The sequence below is a fragment of the Thermoanaerobacter sp. X514 genome (assembly GCF_000019065.1).
Lineage (GTDB): Bacteria > Bacillota > Thermoanaerobacteria > Thermoanaerobacterales > Thermoanaerobacteraceae > Thermoanaerobacter > Thermoanaerobacter pseudethanolicus.
In genome coordinates this window covers 1,486,519-1,511,400 of sequence record NC_010320.1, presented here as the reverse complement: position 1 = coordinate 1,511,400, position 24,882 = coordinate 1,486,519, and the positions used below count along the sequence as shown (strand labels likewise).

Sequence of the window (24,882 nt, the reverse complement as noted above, 5' to 3'; positions counted from 1 at the left end):
TTTATCTCCTCCTGATCATATCTCTTGCATCGCCCATAATAGCTCTAGGTACAGGCAAATCCAGCATAGTAACAAGACCTGGCTGCGCATTTATGACGTGAGGTATCGTATTGACACAAAGTGCAATAGTACCTAAGCCTCCAGGTATTTCAGGCTTTATAGACACCTTTATAGTCGGAGTTCCTTTAATCTCAATATAGTCTCCAGTCTCTACTCCTTCTTTTTGAGGTAATATCTGTTGAGGATGTTCTAATTCTATTTTCACCTGTCTATCTACTTTTCCAAACCCTATTTGGCGACATCCAGCTACATATCCCGGCTCAACTTTTGCATAAGGGGTCTCTCTATAAGTTTTAGAAATTATAGGCTCTCTTATCTGCTCAATCCCTGAAAGATTCCACCCTAAAGCATCACAAATCATCGAAATAGACTCAGGAAATCCTATATGCCCTGCAACAGTCCCGTTTTTTACGCCTTCTTCAAATTCCTCAGGAGTAAGACCCACCCCTTGTTCTTCCATAACAGCTTTTCCAAAAGGAGATAAGTCATTAATTCTTGCTGCTTTAATGGAATCAACATCTACGCAAACTCCCGTCAGTGCAATGATTAAATAGTCTAATACAAATCCCGGATTTATTCCTGTACCTAAGACAGATACGCCATTTTCTCTTGCAAGTCTGTCAATTTCTTTGGCTAATTCCGGATGTTGAGCAGAAGGATACGCCATCTCCTCAGCAGTTGTAATGACATTGATGCCATTTTCTACCGCCAATTTAATGAGTGGGAAAACCTTTTCTACATAGGAGGATGTAGCAATAACCGCTATATCAGCACTTCCTTTTTTTATAATATCTTGAGGTTCAGAAGTGATGTAAACAGGTTTAGAATTTGTCCCTAAAATTTCATTCAAATCCTTTCCTCTTTTATTTGGATCTGTATCAATTGCTCCAACTATTTCCATTCCTTTTTTAAAAAGTATCATCTTAGCAATACCACTTCCCATTGCACCAAGTCCCCATACAACCACTTTTATGTTTTCCATTCTATCACCTCTAAGAATTTTCTCTATATCTATATTGTATACATTTACTTAGACTAAATAAAAGCTTTTCCATTCCTTAAAACACGAAGAAAACCCAATTTAATATTGGGTTTTCTTCGTGTTACAAAAGTATGCCTTAGTATGTTTCGATTTTCGTAATTTTTTGGAAAATTAAACAATTCTTTTTATATTTATTCAAGGAATAAAATTAAAAATCCTGCATAATGCAGGATTTTTAATTGTTTAAATGCTTTTCTATAAACTTTACAAAGTCTGCTTTAGGTCTTGCTCCTATTATTTTATCTACCATCTTGCCATTTTTGAAAAGTCCTATTGTAGGTATGCTCATTATCCTAAATTGCATTGCCAGCTCATTTTCTTCGTCTACATTAACTTTTCCTACTTTAATCTTTCCTTTATACTCTTTTGCTAGTTCATCTATTATGGGAGCAACTAATCTACAAGGTGCACACCATTCAGCCCAAAAGTCTATCAATACTGGTACATCAGAGTTTACAACTTCTTCTTCGAAATTATCGTATGTAATTTCTACCTCGTCAGACTCTTCTGATTGTGTAGCACCACCATTGAGATGTTTTTCTATAAATCTTACAAAATCTGCTTTAGGTCTTGCTCCTATTATCTTATCTACCATTTTACCATTTTTGAAAAGCCCAATTGTAGGTATACTCATTATTCTAAATTTCATTGCCAATTCATTTTCTTCATCAACATTAATTTTACCTACTTTGATTTTTCCTTCATATTCTTTCGCTAATTCGTCAATTATTGGAGCCACCATTCTACAAGGCATACACCATTCAGCCCAAAAATCTATCAAGACTGGTACGTCCGAATTTACAACTTCTTGTTCGAAATTTTCAAGTGTAATAACTAATTCTGCCATAAAACCACTCCTATACTCTTATTTCATTTTTATTTTTATACAAAGCAATTGCTTTATACATTTATTATAAAACAAATTGCTCACAAAACCTAACTTTTAAAATCACTTCATAAATTTTATAAATGTCTCAACTAATTCCTCTATCATGTCATCCTGCTTTTCAGTGCACATTGCTCCCTTTACACAGCTGGTAGTATAGCTTTTAAGAAGAATTTTACCAACGCTGTTTATCGCAGACCTAACAGCAGTTACTTGTACCAGTACATCTACACAATGGGCGTCATTTTCAATCATTTTTTGTATGCCTTTTACTTGTCCTTCAATTTTTCTTAATCTTCTCAATAAATCTCCTTTGCTATCTTGGTACATACTATACCTCCCAACCCCATCGGGGTATCCAATGAATAGTATAAAAGTTTTTCACAGATATGTCAATAGCCTTTTGTTATTTTTTTAATAAATCCTTAACTACCTCTGCAGCAAGTATGAGGCCGACAGCAGAAGGCACAAAAGAAATACTGCCAGGTACTGGTTTCGATATTTTTCTCTTTTCGTTTTCATAAAAATTTTTTATAGGTTCTTCTTTAGAATACACCACTTTTAAAGATTTAATACCTCTTTTCTTAAGTTCTCTCCTCATTACTTTTGCCAAAGGACATACACTTGTTTGATAAATATCTGCAACTTCAAATTTTGTAGGGTCTAATTTATTTCCTGCTCCCATACTGCTAATTATAGGTATACCTAATAAAGTGCATTTCACTATTAAATCCACTTTTGAAGACACTCTGTCAATTGCATCAATTACATAATCGTATTCTTTTGATAATAGTTTATCACTATTTTCACTGTAATAAAACTCTTTAAAAGTTAAAACCTGGGCTTCTGGATTTATCTCTAATATCCTGTCTTTCATTACATCAACTTTAGGTTTACCTATCGTACGAGTGGTAGCGTGTATTTGCCTGTTTACATTTGTAACACATACATCGTCTCCATCTATTAAAACCAATTTTCCAATTCCTGCTCTAACTAAAGCTTCAACAGCAAAAGAGCCTACTCCTCCTATTCCAAAAACAGCAACGGTACTGTTTTTAAGTTTTAAAAGCCCTTCTTTTCCTATTAAAAGCTCTGTTCGCGAAAAAATGTCCACACTTTTCCCTCCATAAAAAAACCCCATAGTGCCGTGCTTCCCGGTAGTTCTTGAACCCGTCCTCACAACGTGGGTGCCCTCTTGGCAGCTTCATGTTTCCGTTCAAAGACGGCCTACATTCCACTGCCAAAGCCCAGGCTCCCTTATTATTGGTGTTGGCTCAAACTTTCACCGGACCTCACGTACACCACAGGGCTTTTCAACTTTATTCATATTTCTATATAAATAATAGCACAAAAGCCTCTATTTTTCAACTGGTAAACGTTTATAGGTCTACCTTTATGTGCAATTCCTTTAACTGCTCTTCTGAAACCTCAGAAGGAGCATCTGTCATCAAGCACACTGCATTTTGAGTCTTTGGAAATGCAATTACATCCCTTATGGTGTCGCTTCCCGTTATAATCATTGCAAGCCTATCCAACCCATAAGCTATACCTCCATGGGGAGGAGCACCGTATTTGAAAGCCTCCATCAAAAATCCAAATCTTTCCCACGCTTTTTCTTCGCTAAATCCCAAAACTTTAAACATTCTTTTTTGAAGCTCAGTATCGTGTATCCTTATACTTCCTCCACCAATCTCTGTACCATTTAAAACTATGTCATAAGCCTTTGCCCTGACTTTTAAAGGTTCCTTTTCCAGTAGCTCTATATCTTCATCTTTAGGAGCAGTAAAAGGATGGTGCTTTGCTACATACCTTTTTTCTCCTTCGTCGTACTCTAAAAGTGGAAAATCTACTATCCAAACAAACTCATATTTATTCTCATCAATTAAATTAAATCTCTTGCCAAGCTCTAGCCTCAAATGAGCTAAAGTATCAAAAACTATTTCATCTTTGTCTGCCACAATTAGTAGCAAATCTCCGGCTTCTGCCTCAAGTCTTTCGAGTATTTTCTTCATTTCTTCTTCACTTAAAAATTTAGTAGCAGGAGATTTCACTTCCTTTTCAAAAACTTGTATCCACAAAAGTCCTTTAGCGCCATAAGTTTTTGCAAACTCTACCAGTTCGTCCAACTGTCTTCTTGGCATAGAAGCAGCACCTTTTACATTTATACCTCTCACAGAACCGTTATTTTTTAAAGCAGTCTTAAACACATTAAATTCTGATTGTGCCACTATATCAGATAAATCCTTAAGTTCCATTCCAAACCTCAAGTCTGGTTTATCTGTCCCAAATCTTTCCATGGATTCTTGATAAGATAATCTTTTAAAAGGAATTGGTACATCAATGCCTAAAGTCTCTTTAAATATCTCTGCAATCATTTTTTCGTTAATTTTCAAAACATCTTCTACTTCTACAAAAGACATTTCTATATCTATTTGTGTAAACTCTGGTTGCCTATCTGCCCTCAAATCCTCATCTCTTAAACACTTAGCAATTTGGTAATATTTATCAAATCCAGAAATCATAAGAAGTTGTTTGAATATTTGAGGAGATTGCGGCAAAGCATAAAATTTTCCTGGATAAATTCTACTTGGTACGAGGTAATCTCTTGCACCTTCTGGCGTACTTTTAATTAAAAGAGGCGTTTCTATCTCTATAAAACCATTTTTATTCAAAAAGTCACGAACAACTTTAGTTATTTTAAACCGAGTCATCAAATTTTTCTGCATTGAAGGTCTTCTCAAATCTAAATACCTGTATTTTAACCTTACGGCCTCTGATACATTGCTCCTATCCTCTATTGGGAAAGGCGGAGTTTCTGATTTACTTAAAATTTTTAAAGTATTGGCATATATTTCAATTTCTCCTGTAGAAATTTTAGGATTTACATTTTCAGGTGACCTTTTTACCACTTTTCCCTCTATTGCAAGGACGTATTCACTTCTTACACTTTGCACTTTTTCAAAAGCTTCAGAAGAAACCTCATTGCTAAAAACCACCTGCACAATGCCTGTTCTATCTCTTAAATCTATAAACACTAATCCTCCATGGTCTCTTCTCCTTTGTACCCATCCCATAACTACAACATATTTATCTACGTCTTCAACTGTCAATTCTCCACACATGTGAGTTCTTTTAAGTCCATTTAATTGTTCTCCCATTTAACTCCCTCCGTTTATATATTTTTTATCCTTTGTTCTATCTCATCAATGGATATTTCTACTTCGCTTCCATCTCTCATATTTTTCAATTTAACTTTGTTTTCCTTCATCTCTTCTTCCCCTATTACAATGGCAAATTTCGCATTAAGCTTATTGGCATACTTCATTTGAGCTTTTAAGCTTCTATCCATATTGTCTCTTTCTACTTTTAATCCATTAAATCGCAACTTATTTGCGAGAGCAAAAGTAAATAATTTTGCTTCTTCACCAACATAAGCTATAAACAAATCTATCCCTTCAGGTTTTGGAATTTCAATGCCGTTTTGCTCCAAAGTAAGTAAAAGTCTCTCTAGTCCCATTCCAAAACCTACTCCCGGCATAGAAGGCCCTCCGCATTCTTCTATAAGACCATCATACCTTCCTCCACCGCATACAGTCCCCTGAGCTCCGATGTCTTTTGAAATTATTTCAAAAGCAGTTTTGGTATAATAATCAAGTCCTCTCACAATTCTGGGGTCAATTATATAATCATAGCCCATTATATCTAAATATTTTTGTAGCTCTTCAAAATGACTTTTGCAATCATCACACAAATAATCTGTAATGAGAGGGGCATCTTTGGTTATCCTCTGACAACTTTCTACTTTGCAATCCAACACCCTCAAAGGATTTATCTCATATCTGACTTTACAGTCATCACACAAATACTCCAAATTGTCCTTTAAAAAATCCTTAAGTACTTTATTATAATTTTTTCTACAAACAGGACATCCTACACTGTTTATTCTAAGCTCCAAATTATTAAGCCCTAATTTTTTTAATAAAGTCATAGCAACACTTATAACTTCTGCATCTGCAGAAGCGTTTTTAGCACCAAAAATTTCTACTCCAAATTGGTGATGTTCTCTTAACCTTCCTGATTGAGGCCTTTCATATCTGTAAACAGGAGTTATATAGTACAATTTGGTAGGCTGTGTTTCTGCGTACAAATTGTGCTCTATAAAAGCTCTTACAGCTGGAGAAGTACCTTCAGCCTTTAAAGTAATGCTTCTCCCACCTTTATCAGTAAAAGTGTACATCTCTTTTCTCACAATGTCGGTTGATTCCCCTACTCCCCTTAAAAACAACTCAGTATGTTCAAAGCCAGGCGTTCTTATCTCTTTAAAACCGTAAACATCACATATCTCCCTTATGAGTCCTTCTATATATTGCCATTTATATGATTCTGAAGGGAGAATGTCCTTTGTCCCTCTTGGCGCTTTTGTAAGCATTTCACCAACTCCTTTTACATTTTGTAAAAACTTTATACATTTAAAAACCCCTCGTCTGCAACAATTTGCAGGGACGAGAGGTTAAATCCCGTGGTGCCACCCTGATTTGGACTCATTCCCTTAACGCAGGTTCACGGACACAGCCTACCTTATCGACTGGTCTGCTCACAGGTGTCTTTCGCAATAGCATAAGTATGAAGATACTCTCAATCACGGTATCTTCTCCCTGTATACCTGCTATTGCTACTCTCCTGGTCATCGCATTTATCCTTCATTTTATTTGATATTATACATTATACTATTACTAACTGTCAATCACAATTATCTTTTACATTTTTATTGCTAATTGGGCATTGTTCTACAATGTCTTTTTTTATATTTTCCTAATATTCCACCAACTATTGACAAAACAATTTCGAACTTTGATTTAGAAGATAGAAGAAAAATACATATTTCTTTAACAAAAAAAGGAGAAAATATTTATAAACATTTGGTAGACTTTAGAATGAAAGTCTTACAGCCAATTTTTGAAAAACTCTCTCCCCAAGAAATAGAAACATTAAAAAGCATATTGCAAAAAATTAAAGAAGAACTATAATTTTGAAGGTCCTCTTGCTTTTTCACTCCATCAAATCCCTCAAAAACAGATTAAGTCTCTTTTCTTTGCCAATAGTTGAAGAGTCCCCATGACCGGGGTATATTGTAACATCATTTCCTAAAACTAAAAGCTTATTTTTTATAGAGTCCCTTAAAGTAGAAAAATCTCCTCCAGGAAAATCGTGTCTTCCTATTGAGTCTTTAAAAAGAGTATCTCCTGTAAAACAGACGTTATCAATTTTAAAACACACTCCACCCTTTGTGTGTCCTGGAGTGTGTAGGATTTCTACTTTGTATTTTCCAAAATATAGAGTATCACCGTCACTTAATAAAATATCTGCAGGATTGCATAGTATTTTTTTATAGACCATTTCAGATAAGTTTAAACTAGGGTCTAAAAGCATAGGAGCGTCTTCTTTTGAAATGGCAACGCTTGCTTGAGTTAGTTTTTTCAGCTCTTCTACTCCACCTATGTGATCAAAATGCCCATGTGTGAGTAAAATATATTTTACATTTAAATTGTTAGTAACAATATAATCTTGTATTTCAGATGAATATTCCCCTGGGTCTATTACAATTGCTTCCCTCTCTTCTTCGTCAGAAACAATATAGCAATTGGCTCCATAAAGTCCTACCACATACCTTTGTATTTTCATAAACTCACTCCTAAAATATTTTTTTAGAATCAATAAGTATAGTAACAGGCCCGTCATTTTCAATTAATACTTTCATCATGGCCTGAAATTTACCTGTTTTGACACTCACACCTCTTTTTTCAATCTCATTTACTAATAAATTAAAATACTTCAAAGCCTCTTCCGGCTTTTGAGCCATCATAAAATTAGGCCTTCTGCCTTTTCTCACATCTCCCAGCAAAGTAAATTGAGAGACGAGCAAAACTTCTCCTCCTATATCCAAAAGCGACAAATTCATTTTTCCTTCTTCATCCTCAAAAACACGTAAATTTACTATTTTATCCGCCATGTACATTACGTCATTTTCATTATCATCAACAGATATGCCAACCAAAACAACAAATCCTTTCCCTATTGAACTTATTACTTCTCCATCTACACTTACTTCTCCGCGAATCACTCTTTGAACAACAGCTCTCAAAAAAATCACCTCTATGCACTTAATCGGTAAACATCCATTACTCCTTCCAAAGCTTTTAACTTATTCATAACTTTTTCCAGTTGCTCTTTTGAAATAATCTCTAAAGTTAAATTTATAATTGCAATATTGTCTTTTGTTGTTCTAGCATTGACAGCTTTTACAGCAATTTTTACATCTGCAAGAACACTTGTAACTTCTGTTAAAAGCCCAAATCTATCATTGGCCATAATCTGTATATCAGCTTGATAAGCGATGTTCTTGCCTTGATCCCACTCTACTTCTACAATCTTGTTCCTATCAAAAAGGTATTCTTTTATATTGGGACAATCTTTTCTGTGAATAGAAATACCCCTTCCTTTAGTCACATAACCTATTATTTCATCTCCCGGAACAGGAGAACAACATTTTGCAAACCTCACCATTACATTGTTTACACCTTTTACAATGACCCCCGTTCCGCCTGTTTTCTCTTTTTTCTTTCCAGCCTTATCAATGAAACGGACTTTAAACCTATTTCTTTCTGAGATTTTTTGATTTCTTCCTTAATTCTCGGTATTACCTGATTTAAAGTTAACCCTCCATAACCAATTGTTGCATATAAATCCTCCATTGTGTGAATGTTAAGTTTTTTAAGGACTTCATCCCATATCTCGCTCTTTATCATAGCAGGCTGGATGCCATGACGCCTTAGCTCTCTTTCCAACATTTCCTCGCCGCGAGCGATGTTTTCTTCTCTTTTTTCTTTTTTAAACCACTGTCTGATTTTGTTTCTCGCTTGAGAACTTTTGACAATTTGCAACCAGTCTCTGCTTGGACCTCTGTCTTTATTTGGACTTACTAATATCTCAACAATATCACCGTTTTTTAATTGATAATTTATAGGGACTATTTTACCGTTTACTTTAGCACCATTTAATCGATGACCTATTTCAGTGTGTATGCTGTACGCAAAGTCAATAGGAGTAGACCCCGCTGGAAGATTTATGACATCCCCTTTAGGAGTAAAGACAAAAACCTCATCTGTAAAAAGATCAATTTTTAATGTTTCCATAAACTCTTTTGCATCTTTTAACTCTTTCTGCCATTCTAAAAGCTGCCTAAGCCAAGAAAGCTTTTGGTCAAATTCGTCTTCTGAAGTCTTACCCTCTTTATATTTCCAATGGGCTGCAATACCGTATTCTGCCGTTTTGTGCATCTCCCATGTTCTTATTTGTATTTCAAAAGGTTCTCCTTTAGGACCTATTACTGTAGTGTGAAGGGATTGATACATATTAGGCTTAGGCATTGCAATGTAATCCTTAAATCTGCCAGGAATTGGCTTCCATAAAGTATGAACAATTCCTAATACACCATAACAGTCTTTTACGGTGTTAACAATTATCCTCACTGCTAACAAATCGTAAATTTGTTCAAAGGTTTTATTTTGCGTTTTCATCTTTTTGTAGATACTGTAAAAATGTTTAGGTCTACCATCTACTTCTGCTTGTATCCCCATTTCTTTTAATTTCTCTTTAATTGTAGTTATGATATTTTGTATAAACTCTTCTCTTTCTTTTCTTTTGGCAGCAACCTTTTCTACGAGGTCATAATACTCATCCGGATGCAAATATCTCAAGCACAAGTCTTCTAATTCCCATTTTATCTTAGATATTCCTAAGCGATGAGCAATAGGGGCATAAATCTCTAAAGTCTCTTCCGCTTTTTCTTTTTGTTTGTCAAGAGGTAAATATTTGAGAGTTCTCATGTTGTGAAGCCTGTCAGCTAATTTTATAAGTATGACTCTTATGTCTTTTGCCATTGCTATAAGCATTTTTCTCATGTTTTCAGCTTGTTGCTCTACTTTACTTTTATATTCTATTTTACCAAGTTTTGTAACTCCATCAACTAAATCAGCAATTTCTTTGCCAAAATATTCCAGTAACTGCCCATAAGTCACATCTGTGTCTTCTATTACATCATGTAAAAGGCCTGCTGCAATAGTGGTAATATCTAACTCTAGTTCGGCCAAAATATATGCAACTTCTATGGGATGAATAATATATGGCTCTCCTGAGTTTCTTATCTGGCCGTCATGAGCATTTACAGCAAAGTCATAAGCTTTGTATATTAAACCTAAATTTGCATCATCACCCATATATTTTTTTATCCTATTTATCACTTTGTCCAACATATTTACCACACCTTATAATTAAAGTGGCTTAAAGCCACTTAATAGATTAAAACTTTATTAATGAAATTATATCATATCCGTCAAGTTTTTTTCTACCATCTAAAAAAGTTAACTCACTCAAGAAAATAATAGAGTCTACTATTCCACCCAATTTTTCAACAAGTTTTGCAGAAGCGTAAATTGTCCCACCTGTAGCCAGTAAGTCATCAACTATCACAACTCTTTGTCCCTCTAAAACAGCATCTTTGTGTATTTCAAGAGAATCTGTCCCATATTCCAGTTCATACTCATAGCTTAAAGTTTCAGCAGGTAATTTTCCAGGTTTCCTGACAGGGACAAATCCTACTCCCAATCTATAAGCTAGTGGGGCTCCAAACAAAAATCCTCTTGCTTCTGGCGCTGCAATAAGGTCAAATTTTCTACCCTCTAAAGCCTTAGCCAGCATTTCTATGGAATAATTGAAAGCTTGCGCATCTTTTAAAACAGGTGTAATATCTTTAAATTTTATTCCTTTTTTAGGGAAGTCAGGTATTTCTCTAATCATCATTTTGATTTCTTCCAGCGTCATTACAAAAACCTCCTTAAATTTTCTGGCTGACAATGAACTTGGCAAATTCAATAAACTCTTTTTTAGCTGAGAGTATCTGTTGCATTATTCGAGCTTGTTCAATATTAACCTTTTGTGACACAGAATTTTTGCTTAACATAAAAATATTATCACGTTCTTTTACATTTATCAATCCTATTTCTTTCATTGCTTTTATGCAAAATGAAAATTTTATTGGATTTAAATTCAGTTGTGGATGCAAATGTTCTTTAAATAAAATGTTGTTTCCTTCTTCTATAAATTTGTAAAGTTTAATAAAGTCCTTCCTTTGAGGAAAAATTTCGTCAAAGGATTTTAAGTTATAATATATATCTGCTTCTTTAAAAACTAAATGAATCCTCTTTCCTTGTGAATGAGAAAGAATGTGGTAAAAGATTTCTTTTTTAAAGGGTATATCATAAATAATTATATCATCGTAGTATTTTAATGGTTTTAAAGAATTTGGGAAAAATAGTATACCATTTTCTTTTTTACAATCCACATTGCATAAAGAAAAATCCAAAAACTTTTCTTTTTTGAGATATCTAAGTAATGACCTAAGTTCTACAATTGTATTTACTATGACAACTGTTTTGCTTTCTCCTTTAAAAAGTTTCAGCACATATTCCCACTTATTATTAATTCCTCTTTGGTCAATTATATAATCAACTTTTTTGTCTATCTCTTTTTTGTCGGGCTTATACTCTACCATGATTTTGCTCAAGTTTTTATAGTAGGAAAACAAAGGCAACTTAATTCTTAAATCTTTTACATTTATCACTACTAACTCTATACCGTTCCAGCTATTTATTTCAATGCTTCCCACAACATCTATTACATCTCCTATTTTTACATCGTTTCCTTTTTCTGATGCATCAAATAGCATAAGCTCATACACAAACTTGTCTTTTTGGACGATGATTTTTTTGTATTTTCCACCATTTAAGTCAAATACTTTTGTAACTGTCAAACCCTCAAATAAAAAATTAGGCCGAGGATTATTGCTGCCAAAAGGTTTAAACCTTTGAACTTGTTTAGCTATTTCTATATCTATCTTTTCATTTTTAACCTTTGCATCTATTCTTAAACTTGGAATTAAATCAAGATCACTAAGCACCGTATCAGCGTATTCATTTATCTTAGTTTTAAAAATCTCCAAATTGTTTTTTTCAATATTTATTCCAGCAGCCATTTCATGACCGCCATATTTTATCAAATAATCTTTACAGTATTCTAATGCTTTATACAAATTAAAGCCTTCTATGCTTCGCCCTGAACCTTTTCCTTCCCCTTCTCCTAAACTTATAAGTATAGAAGGTCTATGAAACCTTTCTGTTATCCGGGATGCCACAATTCCAATAACACCTGGATGCCAATTTTTATCCCACAGTACAATTACTTTTTCCTTATTTAAATCAACCGTCTCTTTTATTTTTTTGATTGCTTCCTGAAGTATTTGATTTTCTATTTGTTGCCTATTTAAATTTTCTTGATTTAAATATTCTGCTATCTCTTCTACTTCTTTTTCATCTTGGCTTATCAATAACCTCACAGCCGCTTCTGCACTTCTTAATCGCCCTGCAGCATTGAGGCGAGGAGCTAATATAAATCCCACATGATATTCATCAATTTCACTATTTTGCAATCCAGAAGCTTTTATGAGGGCTTTTAAACCTATATTTTGTGTTTCATTTAGTCTTTTTAGTCCTTCTTTTACAATTATTCTATTTTCTCCTAATAAAGGGACAATATCTGCAATAGTTCCTATTGAAACAATATCTAAAAGTTCATAAGCTTCTTCTCCAATAAGAGCTTGTGACAGTTTAAAAGCAACCCCTACCCCTGCCAGGTCACAAAAAGGGTATTCACTATCAGGTAAATGAGGATTTATCACAACGTCTGCCTGTGGTATCTCTTTAGGGATACTATGATGGTCAGTTATAATTACATCTATTCCCAAAAATTTAGCTTTTTCCACTTCCTTAACAGAGGTTATACCACAGTCTACACTAATTATAAGTTTTGTTCCTCTCTGTGCAATTTTGTCTATCGCTTCTTCATTTATACCATATCCTTCAACTAATCTTTCTGGTATGTAATAATCCACTTTTGCCCCTAATTTTTTTAAGGTTAAATATAGGATAGAGGTAGCAGTAATTCCATCTACATCGTAATCCCCATAAATGGTGATTAGATCCTTCGAGGCAATATGTTGTTGTATCAAATCTTTTGCCTCTTTTATTCCCCTTAGAAGATAAGGAGAGTACAAATCTTTCAAATCAGGATTTAAAAAACTCTTAACTTCTTGGAGGTTTAATCTTGCTGAAAGCATATCAGCAATTATTTTGGGTAACCCATAAGTTTTTTGTACTTCTTCAGACAATCGAGAATCTTTATTCTCCTTCAAAATCCACCTGTAAATTTTGGACATCAAATCACCCACAAATTCTCCTATTTTTTTCTCCTCTCAATTATAAAGATTCGATAAAAGACCCATAAGCACAGAAGTAAAGCAACCACATAGCCAAAAAGCCCCAATGCATTGTAGCCGAAAATTTTATATCCCCCTTGAAATGTCAAAACCAATGAAGAAGCTACAATTAATGCTGATGCTATGATACTTATAATAACTTTATTCACCATAATATTTAAGTCATAGCGTAAGCTTTCACTTTCATCAAGGTTTATTCTAACTTTTATATCGTCTTTTATAAGCTTTGTCATTATACTTTGGATTTTGGAAGGAAGTTTTCTCAATACTATTATTGCCTTATGTAAATCCTTCGAGTTTTCTTTTAATATTTTAGTTAAACTGATGTTTCTCAAATATACCTCTTTTATAAAATCTTTTGCTACACTAGAAATGCTAAAATCGGGATCTAAGCTTCTGCCTACACCTTCTACTGTAGCTAAGGACTTGAGAAGTAAAGTAAACCCTGGAGGTAAAATCAGCTTATGCTTATAAACAGTTGACATTATTTTCCTCATTGAATCATTCACACTGATATTTTTTAGAGGAGTATTGTAAAAATAATTTATTATATGGCTCAAATCAGACTTAAGAGTTCTAAGGTTAGTATCAGGCCTTATGGCACCCATGTCCGACAAAACTTCTATTACTTCCTCAATATCATTCTCAGCAAAAGCTTTAAAAAGGTCAATTATCATTTCCCTTGAGGATTTATCAAGGTAGCCTACAATTCCAAAATCTATATATGAAATTTTGCCATCATTTGTAATTAAGATATTGCCAGGATGGGGATCTCCGTGGAAAAGACCAAATTCATAAACTTGTAAAAATATAGCCCATGCTCCCTCTCTTGCAATTTTCTTTAAATCAAAGCCTTTTTTAACAAGTAAATCTCTATTTTTTACACTTATACCTTCTACGTACTCCATTGTAAGAACGCGCTTTGTAGTGTATCCCCAATATACTTTAGGTATGTAGATATAACTTTCCTTTTCAAAATTTTCTCTAAAGCGTTCGGCATTATTCCCTTCTTGTGTGTAATCCAATTCATTGAGAAGAGATTCGGCTAATTCATCAACAATTTCTACAAAATCCAAAGGAGCATCAACTATACGCTCATTCAAAATTTTAGCAATATTCTTTAGAATTATTATATCAGCATTTATCTTTTGGGATACTTCTGGACGCTGTACTTTAACAACGACATCTTTCCCTTCTTTAATTTTTGCCCTATAAACTTGTCCAATAGAAGCTGAAGCAATAGGAGTTTCATCAAAATAAATGAAAAAATCCGATATTTTGCCTTTTAATTCACTTTCTAAAATATTCTTTATAGTTACAAAGTCTTCTGGTTCTACATCATCTTGAAGTTTAGCAAGTTCCAATAAAATATCATGGGGAATAAGGTCCCCTCTTGTACTTAAAAGCTGTCCCATTTTTATAAAAGTAGGACCTAATTCCTCTAATGTTTTCCGAATCCTCTCTCCTGCTCCCATGTAATCATGACTTTTCAGTATATGAAAAGGTATATGTCCACCTTTTAATAAAATATCAGAAATAAAACCAAAACCATTTTTAGTTAAAATCTTTAATATCTCTTTATATCTTCTGGTAATATTTTTATTTCTAAAAATAAAAGGCAAATTCATTTTTTCACCTCAATAAAAATCTAGTAGCATTATCTCTAAAAAGAGATATTATGCCACTAGATTTTTTGTATTTATTTAAAACTTAGGCTTTTATAGGTTTATTAGAGGTTTTTCTTCTCTTTTCTCTATTCTTAATTAATACCCAAAGAGGAGTAGAGATAAATATCGAAGAATATGTTCCCGAAATTATCCCAATAAGCAAAGGCAATGCGAAATCTTTCAATGCCTTGGGTCCTAAGAAATACATTAAAACAAGGATAATCAACGTAGTCAAAGTTGTATTTATTGACCTTGTAAGAGTCTGATTTACACTAACATTTGCAATTTTTGCATAATCCGATCTTCTCATGATTTTTAAGTTATCCCTTATTCTGTCAAAAATTACGACAGTAGCATTCACAGAATAGCCAAATACAGTTAAAACTGCTGCTATAAAAGGAGCGTTAACTGTTATGTGAAAAATAGCATATATAGAAATTAATATAATCACATCGTGGAGTAAAGCAATAACTGCAGCCCCACTCATTTCAAATTCAAACCTAAATCCTAAATAGATAAACATTACAGCAGAAGCCAGCAATAGAGCACGTATCATTCCAAATTTTATTTCTGCGCCTAAAGAAGGTCCTACTTGTTGTGACATTATCAGATCGTTTTCCGTTAAATTATATTTTGACTCTATATCTTTTATTATAGAAAGTCGAGTTTCATTAGATATTGGGCTTGTCTTTATTGAAACAGTATCTCCCTTTGTGCCTATTTTCTGCACTTGAAAGTCTTTGACTTTATAATTGTTTAATATTTTTATGATGTCAGCAGTATCAAAAGATTTGCCAATTTGGAATTCCATTATTGTTCCACCAGTAAAATCTATACCCCAATTAAATCCATTTACAAACATTGCTATTACACCAATTAAGATTACAATTCCTGATATCGCAAACCAAATCTTAGTTTTACCAATGACGTCTATATGAAATCTGTGTTGATTCACTCAATTTCCCTCCTACGCTCCGTAAAATTTTATATTTCTTGTCAAATCCAAATCGACAAGTGCAAGCAACAAAAATCTCGTTACAGTTATAGCTGTAAACAAGCTGGATATGACACCTATTAGAAGTGTTAAAGCAAAACCTTTCACATTTCCAGAGCCCATGTAAAAAAGTATAATAGCACCGATAATAGTAGTCATATTAGCATCAAAAATGGCTCTGAAGGCCCTTGCAAAACCTGCCTCTAAAGCAGCTCTTATGCTTTTACCAGCCCATAGTTCTTCTTTAAATCTTTCAAAAATTAAAACATTAGCATCAACAGCCATACCAATTGACAATAGGAAGCCTGCAATCCCTGGTAAATCTAAGGTTATATTAAATAAAGCATAAATTATTAAATCTATCAATATATATATTAAAAGGGCTATATCTGCCATTACTCCTGGCAATCTATAAAAAACTGCCATAAATAGTAAAATAAGTAGTACACCATATATACCAGCTTTTACACTAGCATTATAGGCACTAGGGCCTAAAGTTGCACCTACAGAACTATAGGCTATTGGTTTTAATGTAACAGGTAGAGAACCAGCTCTTATAAGAGTAGCTAATTCAGATGCTTCTTGGAAATCCTTCAAGCCTGTAATGACTGCATTTCCATTTGTGATAACGTTTTGCACAGTTGGAGCGGAAATTACCTTATCATCTAAAAGTATTGCGATTGGTTGCTCTATAAACTTTTGTGTTGCTTCTGCAAATTTTTTTGTACCTTCCGCATCAAGTACAAGTGTAACTTCTGGTTGTTGCACACCTGTTTGACTCTGACCATATACTGCTTTAGAGTCTTTAACATTGGCACCAGTTAGTATTACTTGTCCATCTGGACCTACAAATTTTAATTGAGCAGTTTTACCTATTATTTCTATTGCTTTGTCAGGGTCTTTCATACCAGGTAATTCTACACGAATTCTATTTGAACCCTGTTGAGCTATCACAGGTTGTGTTACACCCAGGGCATCCACCCTGTTTTTTATAACCGCAATCGCTTTATCTATCGCGTCTTGTGTAACATCCCCCTGAGCTTCTAATAATACATAAACGCCACCTCTTAAATCTAGCCCTAATCTTATGTGCTTTTGCACAGGACTTATAGAGTAATTACCCACATTTATTCCAAAAAATGCTACATATGCAACTATTGCTGCAATAAGAACAACAGAAAAAAATTTGATAAAACCTCTACTTCTCATTCGAATCCTCCTTCATAATTCAACTATTTTCTATTATATTACTTTTATTGTAAACGGTCAATTTCCCAAAGTTGGAAAAATGTAATTTTGCTAATTCTACATAATGTTCATAGGAGCGATGAATATTTTCAATTTCCTCTTGAGTAAGTTTCCTTATAACTTTTGCAGGATTTCCAAAAGCAAGACTGCCCTCTGGAATCTTTTTACCTCCTGTTACCAATGAACCAGCTCCAATTATACAATTATCTCCTATCTCTGCATCATCTAATATAATCGTTCCCATACCTATTAGTACATTATTTCCTATCTTACAAGCATGAACTATCGCCCCATGTCCTATTGTACAGTAATTTCCTATATAACAAGGATGTCCTTCTGTAACATGTACAACGCAATTATCTTGTATGTTAGTTCCTTCTCCAACAACTATTTTATCTATATCTCCTCTCAGCACAGCCCCATACCATATATTTGCATCTTTTTTTATTTCTACATCTCCAATAACCTCTGCTGTTTCCGCTATATACGCCTCATCATCTATTTTGGGCTTCATACTTTTATATTCCTTTATTATCATTTTCCTCACCCTTTAGCATTTGATATGCTTTTATGGCAATCGCATTTTCAAAACGCCTTTTTTGCATTTCACAAGCCAGCTCGTAAGGTTTATTAATATCTCCATTTATGTTGTAGTTATTTGCAAAGCAACCTCCACTGCAATAGAACCTCGCCCAACATTTCGTACATTCTTCTTTTTTGTAAATATCGCTTTCCATAAATTTTTGCTGTAATTCTTTATTAGTTATACCTTCTTCAAGATTCCCTAATTTAAATTCCTCAATACCCACAAATTGATGGCAAGGATAAATATCCCCATCGGGAGTCACCGCTATATACTCAAAACCAGCACCACAGCCTTGAAGTCTTTTTTTAATGCAAGGCCCTCCTTCTAAATCTATTTTAAAATGATAAAAAGAAAAAGGCCTTCCTTCTTCGTATCTCTTTACATATTCTTCTGCTAATCTGTCATATTCATTTAAAATTCTCTCTAAATGCTCTTCCTTTAATGTATAGTCTTTATCTTCTTTTTCAACTACCGGCTCTACAGATATTTCATAAACTCCCAAATCAGCAATATGCAACACATCATTAGCAAAATCCAAATTTTTTGCTGTAAAAGTCCCTCTCACATAGTATTCTTTTTTCCCTCTTGATTCAACGAATTTTTTTATTTTTGGAACTATTGTATCATAACTTCCACTGCCGTCTACACGTATCCTCATGCTGTCATTTACTTCTTTTCTTCCATCCAAACTAAGTACCACATTAGAAAAATTTTCATTAAAATACTTTATTTTCTCATCATCCAGCAAAACCGCATTGGTTGTTATGGTAAATTTAATTACTTTTTTATTTTCTTTCGCCTTTTCTTTTCCATATTCTACTAACCGCTTGACTACCTCAAAATTTAAAAGGGGTTCACCGCCAAAAAAATCAACTTCAATGTTTCGCCTTTTCCCAGAACTTTTTATTAAAAAATCAATTGCTTTTTTGCCCGTCTCAAAATCCATCAACTTGCGGCTACCTTTAAAATCCCCAGTAGAAGCAAAACAATATTTGCACCTTAAATTGCAATCGTGAGCAACATTCAAACACATCGCTTTTATAACAGAATCATTTCTCGACACTGGAATATCTTTATATATATCTTCTGAAAATAATAACCCTTTTTCTTTTAATTCATCAATTTCTGCAATAGCTTCCAGTATATCTTCTTTTTTATATTTATGCTGAAGTAAATTTACAATTTCTTCTTTTGAGCGATTTTCATAAAAGTCCAAAATATCATAAATAATATCGTCTACCACATGGATAGAGCCACTTACCGGATCTACTACAATATTCATTCCCAGTCTTTTAAATTTATGCATTAGCTCTGACATTTTTTAACCTCCATTGCAAGTTTAAATGGCAGTAATTACACTTTACTGCCATTTGAGTAATATGTATTAATATTGACACTCTTGGTTTGCTACAGTACAAGAGGTTTTACAAGCAGACTGACAGGATGCCTGGCATTCGCCGCAACCTGGCTTTTTTAAGCTATTTTTTAACGTTGGCCTGTTAATTGTTATAACACGCTTCATTTTTCTTCCCTCCTCTTCCTGATTTATTATAACACATAAAGAGAAGGAATTAAAGCTATAAATTGATACCTATCATACCACCTAAAGCTCCTAAAATAGCTCCCCAAGCGTATTTTACTGCCCAAGAAGAAGTAGGCTCTAATTCTTTTACAAAAAATGCTCCCAAAATCAACATAACAGTTACATATAAAATACCAGCAATTCCTCCATTTAACCATCCTTTGCTAGTAGTATGCCTTGCTGATAAAGCACCTGATAAAACTATGCCTGTTATAGTTATCAACAAAGTAAGGGTAGGTAAAGTTAGTTCAGATACGGCTGTAAAAGTCAAAAGCAAAGCGTAAATTATGAAAAAACTAAGAGTGATAATGTATGCTATTAAAACCCCTGTAAAAATTCCAGTAATATTTATGCCAGTTCCCTTTTCCACACCAAACCTTCCTTTCAAAGTCTCACCCCCACAGTTTTCTTACTAATATGTATGCTTTTTATCTTAAACATAGTACATAAAAAAGATGCGGCAAACCGCATCTTATCATTTCTCTTCTTTATCGCTTTTGTCACTGGCAGAACTTACAACTCCACCTACTGCCCACTTTGCAATCTTAAGCCTTACCTTATCTGCACCCATTTCTAATGTTATCACATCATCTTTTATGTTTAGAATTTTACCATAAAAACCATTTTTTGTAATAATCTCATCACCTGGTTTTAAAGAATCCAGCATTTCTCTCTCTTTCTTTTGTCGCCTTTGTTGAGGTAAAATCAATAAAAAGTAAAAGATTGCAACAAAAATAAGCATCTGAACAATTACGTAAGTCGTTTCGGGATTCATCAATACTCCTCCTTATAACCATATTTTTTAAAAAATTGTTTTTTAAATTCAAGCAGCCGGTCTTGCCTTATAGCTTCCCTTATCCTCTCCATCAATTTAATAAGGAAATATAGGTTGTGTATAGTTGCAAGCCTTGCTGCTAAAATTTCATTAGCCTTAAACAAATGCCTTATATAGGCTCTTGAATAATTTTTGCAAGTATAACAATCACACTCTTCGTCTAAAGGAGAAAAGTCCTCCGCATAAGGAGCATCTCTTACTATTAATTTGCCCTTGCTTGTGAAAACTGTCCCATTTCTAGCAATTCTCGTCGGAAGTACGCAATCAAACATATCAACTCCTCGTATTACTCCCTCTATAAGGTCATCAGGACTTCCCACCCCCATAAGATATCTCGGTTTGTTTTCAGGTAAATATTCTGTAGTTAAATCTACAATGTCGTACATTACATTCTTTGGTTCTCCTACACTTAATCCACCTATAGAGTATCCAGGAAAGTCCATCTCTACTAATCTTTGAGCGCATTCTTTTCTTAAATCTTCATAAATCCCTCCTTGGACAATGCCAAAAAGAGCTTGTTTTTCAGTATTTTTATGAGCTTTTTTTCCTCTTTCAGCCCATTTGATGGTAAGCTCCATAGAATTTTTGACATACTCATAATCTGCAGGATAAGGTGCACACTCGTCAAAAGACATTATTATATCCGAACCTAAGGCATTTTGTATTTCTATTACTTTTTCAGGAGTAAAAAAGTGTTTAGAACCATCTATATGAGACCTAAACTCTACTCCCTCTTCTTTAATTTTCCTCAAAGAACTTAAACTAAAAATTTGAAATCCTCCACTGTCTGTTAAAATTGCCCTATCCCAATTCATAAATCTGTGAAGTCCACCAGCTTTTTCAATAATTTTATGTCCTGGCCTTAAATAGAGGTGATAAGTATTACTTAGAATAATTGTCGCTCCAATTTCTTTTAATTCTTCTGGAGTCATTGCTTTTACAGTTGCTTGTGTTCCTACTGGCATAAACACAGGCGTTTCTATAACACCATGGGGAGTCTCTAATATTCCTAATCTCGCATTTGTTCTGCTATCTTTTTTGATGAGCCGATATTTAATCGCTGCCATTATATCCTCCTATTCTGCTCAAATTATAAGCATTGCATCTCCAAAGCTAAAAAATCTATATTTCTTTTCAACGGCTATTTTATAAGCCCTCATTATGTTTTCCTTACCAGCAAAAGCTGACACCATCATAATTAGAGTAGACTCAGGTAAGTGAAAATTTGTTATCATGCCGTCAATAGCTTTAAATTTGTAACCAGGATATATAAAAATATCAGTCCAACCACTTTTTTCTTTTATATAACCATCTTCATCAGCAACTGTTTCAAGAGTTCGAGTAGAAGTCGTACCGACTGCTATGATTCTTCCTCCACTTTTCCTAGTCTCATTTATTTCCTCAGCTGCTTCTTTTGTAACAATGTAAAATTCTTCATGCATTTTATGATTTTCAATTACTTCTTCCTTTACAGGTCTAAAAGTACCTAACCCTACGTGAAGAGTAATAAAAACAGTTTTTACTCCCATTTGCCTTATTTTTTCTAATAACTCTTCTGTGAAATGAAGCCCTGCAGTAGGAGCAGCTGCAGAACCTTCATATTTTGCGTAAACAGTTTGGTATCTGTCTTTATTTTTTAATTTTTTCTTGATATAAGGGGGAACAGGCATTTCGCCTAATTTATCCAATACTTCTTCAAATACTCCTTCATAATAAAATCTTACTATCCTTCCCCCTACTTCTGTAGTATCCAAAATTTCTGCTATTAACTCTCCATTTCCAAACACAAATTTTGACCCTATTTTGGCTCGCCTTCCGGGTTTTACTAATATTTCCCATTCATTATTGGATATTCTTTTTAAAAGAACAAATTCTATTTTTCCACCCGAGTCTTCTCTTCTTCCAATAAGGCGTGCAGGAATTACTTTAGTGTTATTGAGTACTAAACAATCCCCTGGTTTTAAATATTTTGTTATGTTTTTAAAAATATCATGTTCTATTTCACCGGTTTTTTTATTTAAAATCATTAATCGAGAACTTGCTCTGTCTTCTAAAGGTTCTTGTGCAATTAATTCTTCTGGTAGTTCAAAGTAAAACTCACTGCGCTTCATATCTTACTCCATCCTTTTATTGTTTTGTTTATAATTTGTCCATAAAAAACTTATTTTATAAATCTATAGCATACGAACATGGTACTGATTATACCTTTAAATCAAATTTTTTTCAATAGACAAAAAATTATCTTCTAAAAAGCCAAAAAATTAATGTTAAAAACAGACTTAATAAAAGGCTCGTCATAATAGGAAAATAAAAAGTGAAATTTCCTTTTTGATAAACTATATCTCCCGGCAAACGTCCTAAGCCAATTTTTGAACCCACAGAAAAAAGCACCCCTATTAAAATTAATATAGCTCCCATAAATATCAACATTTTGCCAAAACTATCAAACACCTTCTATCCTCCCCTGTTCTATATAAGGATATTTAAGGTAATCATAAGCCAATTTTGTAACAACTCTCCCTCGCGGAGTCCTGTTTAAAAAACCTATTTGCAAAAGATAAGGTTCATAAACATCCTCTATTGTATCCCCATCTTCTCCTATTGATGCAGCAATAGCATCGATTCCTACAGGACCACCCCCAAACTTTTCTATAATAGAAACCAAAATCTTTCTATCAATGTATTCTAATCCTATCTCATCTACACCTAATACGTCTAAAGCTTCTTTGGAAGTTTTAAAATCAATGTATCCATTTCCTCTTACTTGTGCGAAATCTCTCACCCGTTTTAAAAGTCTATTGGCAATTCTGGGAGTCCCCCGTGACCTTTTAGCAATCTCCAAAGCGGCCTTTTCATCAATTCCAATGTTTAAAATATTCGCTGACCTTTTAATTATTTCTTTTAATTCCTCCACAGAATAGTAATCCAAACGGTTTATAACCCCGAATCTGTCTCTCAAAGGAGAAGTCATAAGCGCAGCTCTTGTGGTAGCACCAATTAAAGTAAAACGTGGAAGGCTAAGCCTTATAGACCTGGCACTTGGACCTTTTCCTATTACTATATCCAATTCAAAGTCTTCCATTGCAGGATATAGAATCTCTTCCACACTTCTATTAAGCCTGTGAATCTCATCTATAAAAAGTATGTCATTTTCCTGTAAATTAGTCAAAATTGCTGCCAAATCTCCCGACTTTTCTATAGCAGGACCTGAGGTTATTTTTATTCCTACTCCCATTTCATTAGAAATTACTGTGGCTAAAGTCGTTTTCCCAAGGCCAGGAGGACCATATAATAGGACATGGTCAAGGGGCTCTTTCCTCATCTTAGCGGCTTCTATGTAAATTTTTAATTCCTCTTTTATCTTTTGCTGACCTATATACTCAGAAAGCCACCTAGGACGCAAACTGTATTCGGAGGCATCTTCCTGTGTAAAATTTTGAGTTAGTATTCTTTCCTCCATTTAATTCACCCTATTTCATTAATTTTTTCAAAGCTTGCTTTACAGCATCTTCTACGCTATCACAGGTGATATCTGCCAAAGCATAAATAGCTTCACTCTTGGTGTAACCCAACGCTAATAAAGCTTCTAAAGCCTCATTTGAAAAATTATTATCACCTTCAAAAACTATTTCTTTTGGAAGCTTATCTTTTAATTCCAAAATAATTCTCTCAGCAGTCTTTTTGCCTATTCCCGGAGCTACTGTAAGAGCTTTATAATCGCCTGCGTTAACTGCTTTTACAAAATTGTCAATAGAAACCACGGACAAAATAGACAAAGCTCCTTTAGGCCCTACACCACTAACAGACAATAATTTTTCAAACAAATCTAGCTCTTCTTTTGTTTTAAAGCCAAAAATTTGAAAACCATCTTCTCTTACCTGTAAATATGTATAAAGCTTGGTTATATTTCCTTTAGAAGGTAAAACTTTTAAAGTAGAAAAGGGAACAAAAACCTTTATACCTATACCCATAAAGTCAATCACTACGTAATCTTGTCCAATATCTTCAATTATCCCTCTAACATACTCAATCATCTTGAATACCCCAGCTTTTCAATCATATTGTTACTGTGACAATGGCATATAGCAACTGCCAAGGCATCAGCTACATCGTCAGGTCTAGGAATTTCCTCAAGATCTAATAAAGCCTTCACCATTTGTTGAACTTGATGTTTATCTGCTCTTCCGTACCCTACCACTGCTTGTTTAACTTGCAAAGGAGTATATTCAAAAACCTTTATTCCCGAATTGACAGCGGCTAAAATAGAAACTCCTCTGGATTCTCCAATAGTTATGACAGTCTTTGCGTTTTTATTGTAAAAAAGCTCTTCTATAGCCACTACATCAGGGCTGTATGATTTTATAAGTGATATAATTCCATTATATATATCGTGTAGGCGCAAAGCCTTATCAATACCAGCTTTTGTAGTAACTGCACCGTAGTCTATAACAGTAAACTTATTGGATTTGTAATCTATTATACCATAGCCCATTATGGCAATTCCAGGATCTATCCCTAATACCCTCATTATATCCCCTCTCCTTTTATTTATTTTAACATCAATGACCTTTATAAACAAGAAAAAGTTCTCCT

Annotated in this window: 24 protein-coding genes, 1 other RNA gene, 2 pseudogenes and 1 other annotated feature; all 27 genes and pseudogenes read right to left on the bottom strand. The window is 33.9% G+C overall.

The genetic code is table 11. From position 1 onward, the window contains the following. Position 1: 1 nt before the first annotated feature. The 27 genes and pseudogenes from ord to ruvC all read right to left on the bottom strand — a co-directional run bounded on the left by ord (position 2) and on the right by ruvC (position 24,817). Positions 2-1,042 (bottom strand): 2,4-diaminopentanoate dehydrogenase, encoded by a 1,041-nt coding sequence (ord, locus tag TETH514_RS07455; protein WP_009052304.1) that lies wholly within the window; start codon positions 1,040-1,042, stop codon positions 2-4. Between the two features lie 235 nt (positions 1,043-1,277). Beyond that, on the bottom strand, positions 1,278-1,646 hold the full coding sequence (gene trxA, locus TETH514_RS12925) for a thioredoxin (RefSeq protein ID WP_049753480.1): 369 nt from the start codon (positions 1,644-1,646) through the stop codon (positions 1,278-1,280). Beyond that, positions 1,632-1,949: pseudogene (gene trxA / locus TETH514_RS12920) on the bottom strand (thioredoxin); the annotation flags it as partial. The pseudogene trxA (TETH514_RS12920) and the gene trxA (TETH514_RS12925), both read right to left, overlap by 15 nt. A gap of 102 nt (positions 1,950-2,051) precedes the next feature. Next, positions 2,052-2,318, bottom strand: coding sequence for a metal-sensitive transcriptional regulator (locus tag TETH514_RS07440; protein WP_003868846.1), 267 nt, complete (start codon positions 2,316-2,318; stop codon positions 2,052-2,054). 76 nt (positions 2,319-2,394) lie between these two features. Then, positions 2,395-3,129 (bottom strand): ThiF family adenylyltransferase, encoded by a 735-nt coding sequence (locus tag TETH514_RS07435; RefSeq protein WP_012268706.1) that lies wholly within the window; start codon positions 3,127-3,129, stop codon positions 2,395-2,397. After that, positions 3,119-3,301, bottom strand: a non-coding RNA gene (gene ssrS, locus TETH514_RS12350) — 6S RNA. The genes TETH514_RS07435 and ssrS overlap by 11 nt, the downstream gene beginning before the upstream one ends. A gap of 66 nt (positions 3,302-3,367) precedes the next feature. Further along, positions 3,368-5,146, bottom strand: a complete 1,779-nt coding sequence (aspS, locus tag TETH514_RS07430) for an aspartate--tRNA ligase (RefSeq protein ID WP_009052302.1) — start codon at positions 5,144-5,146, stop codon at positions 3,368-3,370. A gap of 14 nt (positions 5,147-5,160) precedes the next feature. Further along, complete coding sequence (hisS, locus tag TETH514_RS07425) at positions 5,161-6,417, bottom strand: histidine--tRNA ligase (RefSeq protein ID WP_009052301.1); 1,257 nt, start codon at positions 6,415-6,417, stop codon at positions 5,161-5,163. Positions 6,418-6,483: 66 nt separating this feature from the next. After that, positions 6,484-6,685 (bottom strand) — a binding site (T-box leader). Positions 6,686-7,037: 352 nt separating this feature from the next. Then, positions 7,038-7,670 carry an MBL fold metallo-hydrolase gene (locus TETH514_RS07415; RefSeq protein WP_009052299.1) on the bottom strand — a complete coding sequence of 211 codons (633 nt, stop codon included), beginning with the start codon at positions 7,668-7,670 and terminating at the stop codon, positions 7,038-7,040. A 10-nt stretch (positions 7,671-7,680) separates the two neighbouring features. Further along, positions 7,681-8,130 carry a D-aminoacyl-tRNA deacylase gene (dtd, locus tag TETH514_RS07410; RefSeq protein WP_003868856.1) on the bottom strand — a complete coding sequence of 150 codons (450 nt, stop codon included), beginning with the start codon at positions 8,128-8,130 and terminating at the stop codon, positions 7,681-7,683. Positions 8,131-8,141: 11 nt separating this feature from the next. Continuing rightward, positions 8,142-10,300, bottom strand: a pseudogene (locus TETH514_RS07405) (bifunctional (p)ppGpp synthetase/guanosine-3',5'-bis(diphosphate) 3'-pyrophosphohydrolase). Positions 10,301-10,346: 46 nt separating this feature from the next. Then, complete coding sequence (locus TETH514_RS07400) at positions 10,347-10,868, bottom strand: adenine phosphoribosyltransferase (protein ID WP_009052297.1); 522 nt, start codon at positions 10,866-10,868, stop codon at positions 10,347-10,349. 13 nt (positions 10,869-10,881) lie between these two features. Then, the gene (gene recJ, locus TETH514_RS07395; RefSeq protein ID WP_009052296.1) at positions 10,882-13,329 is read right to left on the bottom strand and encodes a single-stranded-DNA-specific exonuclease RecJ; all 2,448 of its coding nucleotides are present in this window, start codon (positions 13,327-13,329) and stop codon (positions 10,882-10,884) included. Positions 13,330-13,337: 8 nt separating this feature from the next. Further along, the gene (gene ubiB, locus TETH514_RS07390; RefSeq protein WP_009052295.1) at positions 13,338-15,005 is read right to left on the bottom strand and encodes a 2-polyprenylphenol 6-hydroxylase; all 1,668 of its coding nucleotides are present in this window, start codon (positions 15,003-15,005) and stop codon (positions 13,338-13,340) included. 82 nt (positions 15,006-15,087) lie between these two features. Next, a complete protein-coding gene (gene secF, locus TETH514_RS07385; protein ID WP_003868510.1) occupies positions 15,088-15,999 on the bottom strand; it encodes a protein translocase subunit SecF in 912 nt (303 codons plus the stop codon). Positions 16,000-16,011: 12 nt separating this feature from the next. Next, a complete protein-coding gene (gene secD / locus TETH514_RS07380; RefSeq protein WP_003868511.1) occupies positions 16,012-17,247 on the bottom strand; it encodes a protein translocase subunit SecD in 1,236 nt (411 codons plus the stop codon). A 19-nt stretch (positions 17,248-17,266) separates the two neighbouring features. Then, complete coding sequence (locus tag TETH514_RS07375; protein WP_003868512.1) at positions 17,267-17,824, bottom strand: gamma carbonic anhydrase family protein; 558 nt, start codon at positions 17,822-17,824, stop codon at positions 17,267-17,269. Next, positions 17,805-19,190 (bottom strand): thioether cross-link-forming SCIFF peptide maturase, encoded by a 1,386-nt coding sequence (gene scfB / locus TETH514_RS07370; RefSeq protein WP_009052294.1) that lies wholly within the window; start codon positions 19,188-19,190, stop codon positions 17,805-17,807. The genes TETH514_RS07375 and scfB overlap by 20 nt, the downstream gene beginning before the upstream one ends. Positions 19,191-19,256: 66 nt before the next feature. After that, on the bottom strand, positions 19,257-19,394 hold the full coding sequence (gene scfA, locus TETH514_RS12345) for a six-cysteine ranthipeptide SCIFF (protein WP_009052293.1): 138 nt from the start codon (positions 19,392-19,394) through the stop codon (positions 19,257-19,259). Positions 19,395-19,449: 55 nt separating this feature from the next. Further along, entirely contained in the window at positions 19,450-19,842 is a 393-nt protein-coding gene (locus TETH514_RS07365) for a TIGR04086 family membrane protein (protein WP_003868514.1), read from the bottom strand. Positions 19,843-19,929: 87 nt separating this feature from the next. Further along, positions 19,930-20,229, bottom strand: a complete 300-nt coding sequence (gene yajC, locus TETH514_RS07360; RefSeq protein WP_009052292.1) for a preprotein translocase subunit YajC — start codon at positions 20,227-20,229, stop codon at positions 19,930-19,932. Further along, positions 20,229-21,356 carry a tRNA guanosine(34) transglycosylase Tgt gene (gene tgt / locus TETH514_RS07355; protein ID WP_009052291.1) on the bottom strand — a complete coding sequence of 376 codons (1,128 nt, stop codon included), beginning with the start codon at positions 21,354-21,356 and terminating at the stop codon, positions 20,229-20,231. The genes yajC and tgt overlap by 1 nt, the downstream gene beginning before the upstream one ends. A gap of 18 nt (positions 21,357-21,374) precedes the next feature. Further along, on the bottom strand, positions 21,375-22,400 hold the full coding sequence (gene queA / locus TETH514_RS07350; protein ID WP_009052290.1) for a tRNA preQ1(34) S-adenosylmethionine ribosyltransferase-isomerase QueA: 1,026 nt from the start codon (positions 22,398-22,400) through the stop codon (positions 21,375-21,377). Between the two features lie 127 nt (positions 22,401-22,527). Beyond that, complete coding sequence (locus TETH514_RS07345) at positions 22,528-22,740, bottom strand: DUF2905 domain-containing protein (RefSeq protein WP_003868518.1); 213 nt, start codon at positions 22,738-22,740, stop codon at positions 22,528-22,530. Beyond that, positions 22,733-23,749: a Holliday junction branch migration DNA helicase RuvB gene (gene ruvB, locus TETH514_RS07340; RefSeq protein ID WP_003868519.1), complete on the bottom strand. Its 1,017-nt coding sequence runs from the start codon at positions 23,747-23,749 to the stop codon at positions 22,733-22,735. The genes TETH514_RS07345 and ruvB overlap by 8 nt, the downstream gene beginning before the upstream one ends. 10 nt (positions 23,750-23,759) lie before the next feature. Continuing rightward, complete coding sequence (gene ruvA / locus TETH514_RS07335) at positions 23,760-24,323, bottom strand: Holliday junction branch migration protein RuvA (RefSeq protein WP_003868520.1); 564 nt, start codon at positions 24,321-24,323, stop codon at positions 23,760-23,762. Next, entirely contained in the window at positions 24,320-24,817 is a 498-nt protein-coding gene (ruvC, locus tag TETH514_RS07330; RefSeq protein ID WP_009052289.1) for a crossover junction endodeoxyribonuclease RuvC, read from the bottom strand. Before ruvC ends, ruvA begins: the two co-directional genes overlap by 4 nt. Positions 24,818-24,882 lie beyond the last annotated feature (65 nt).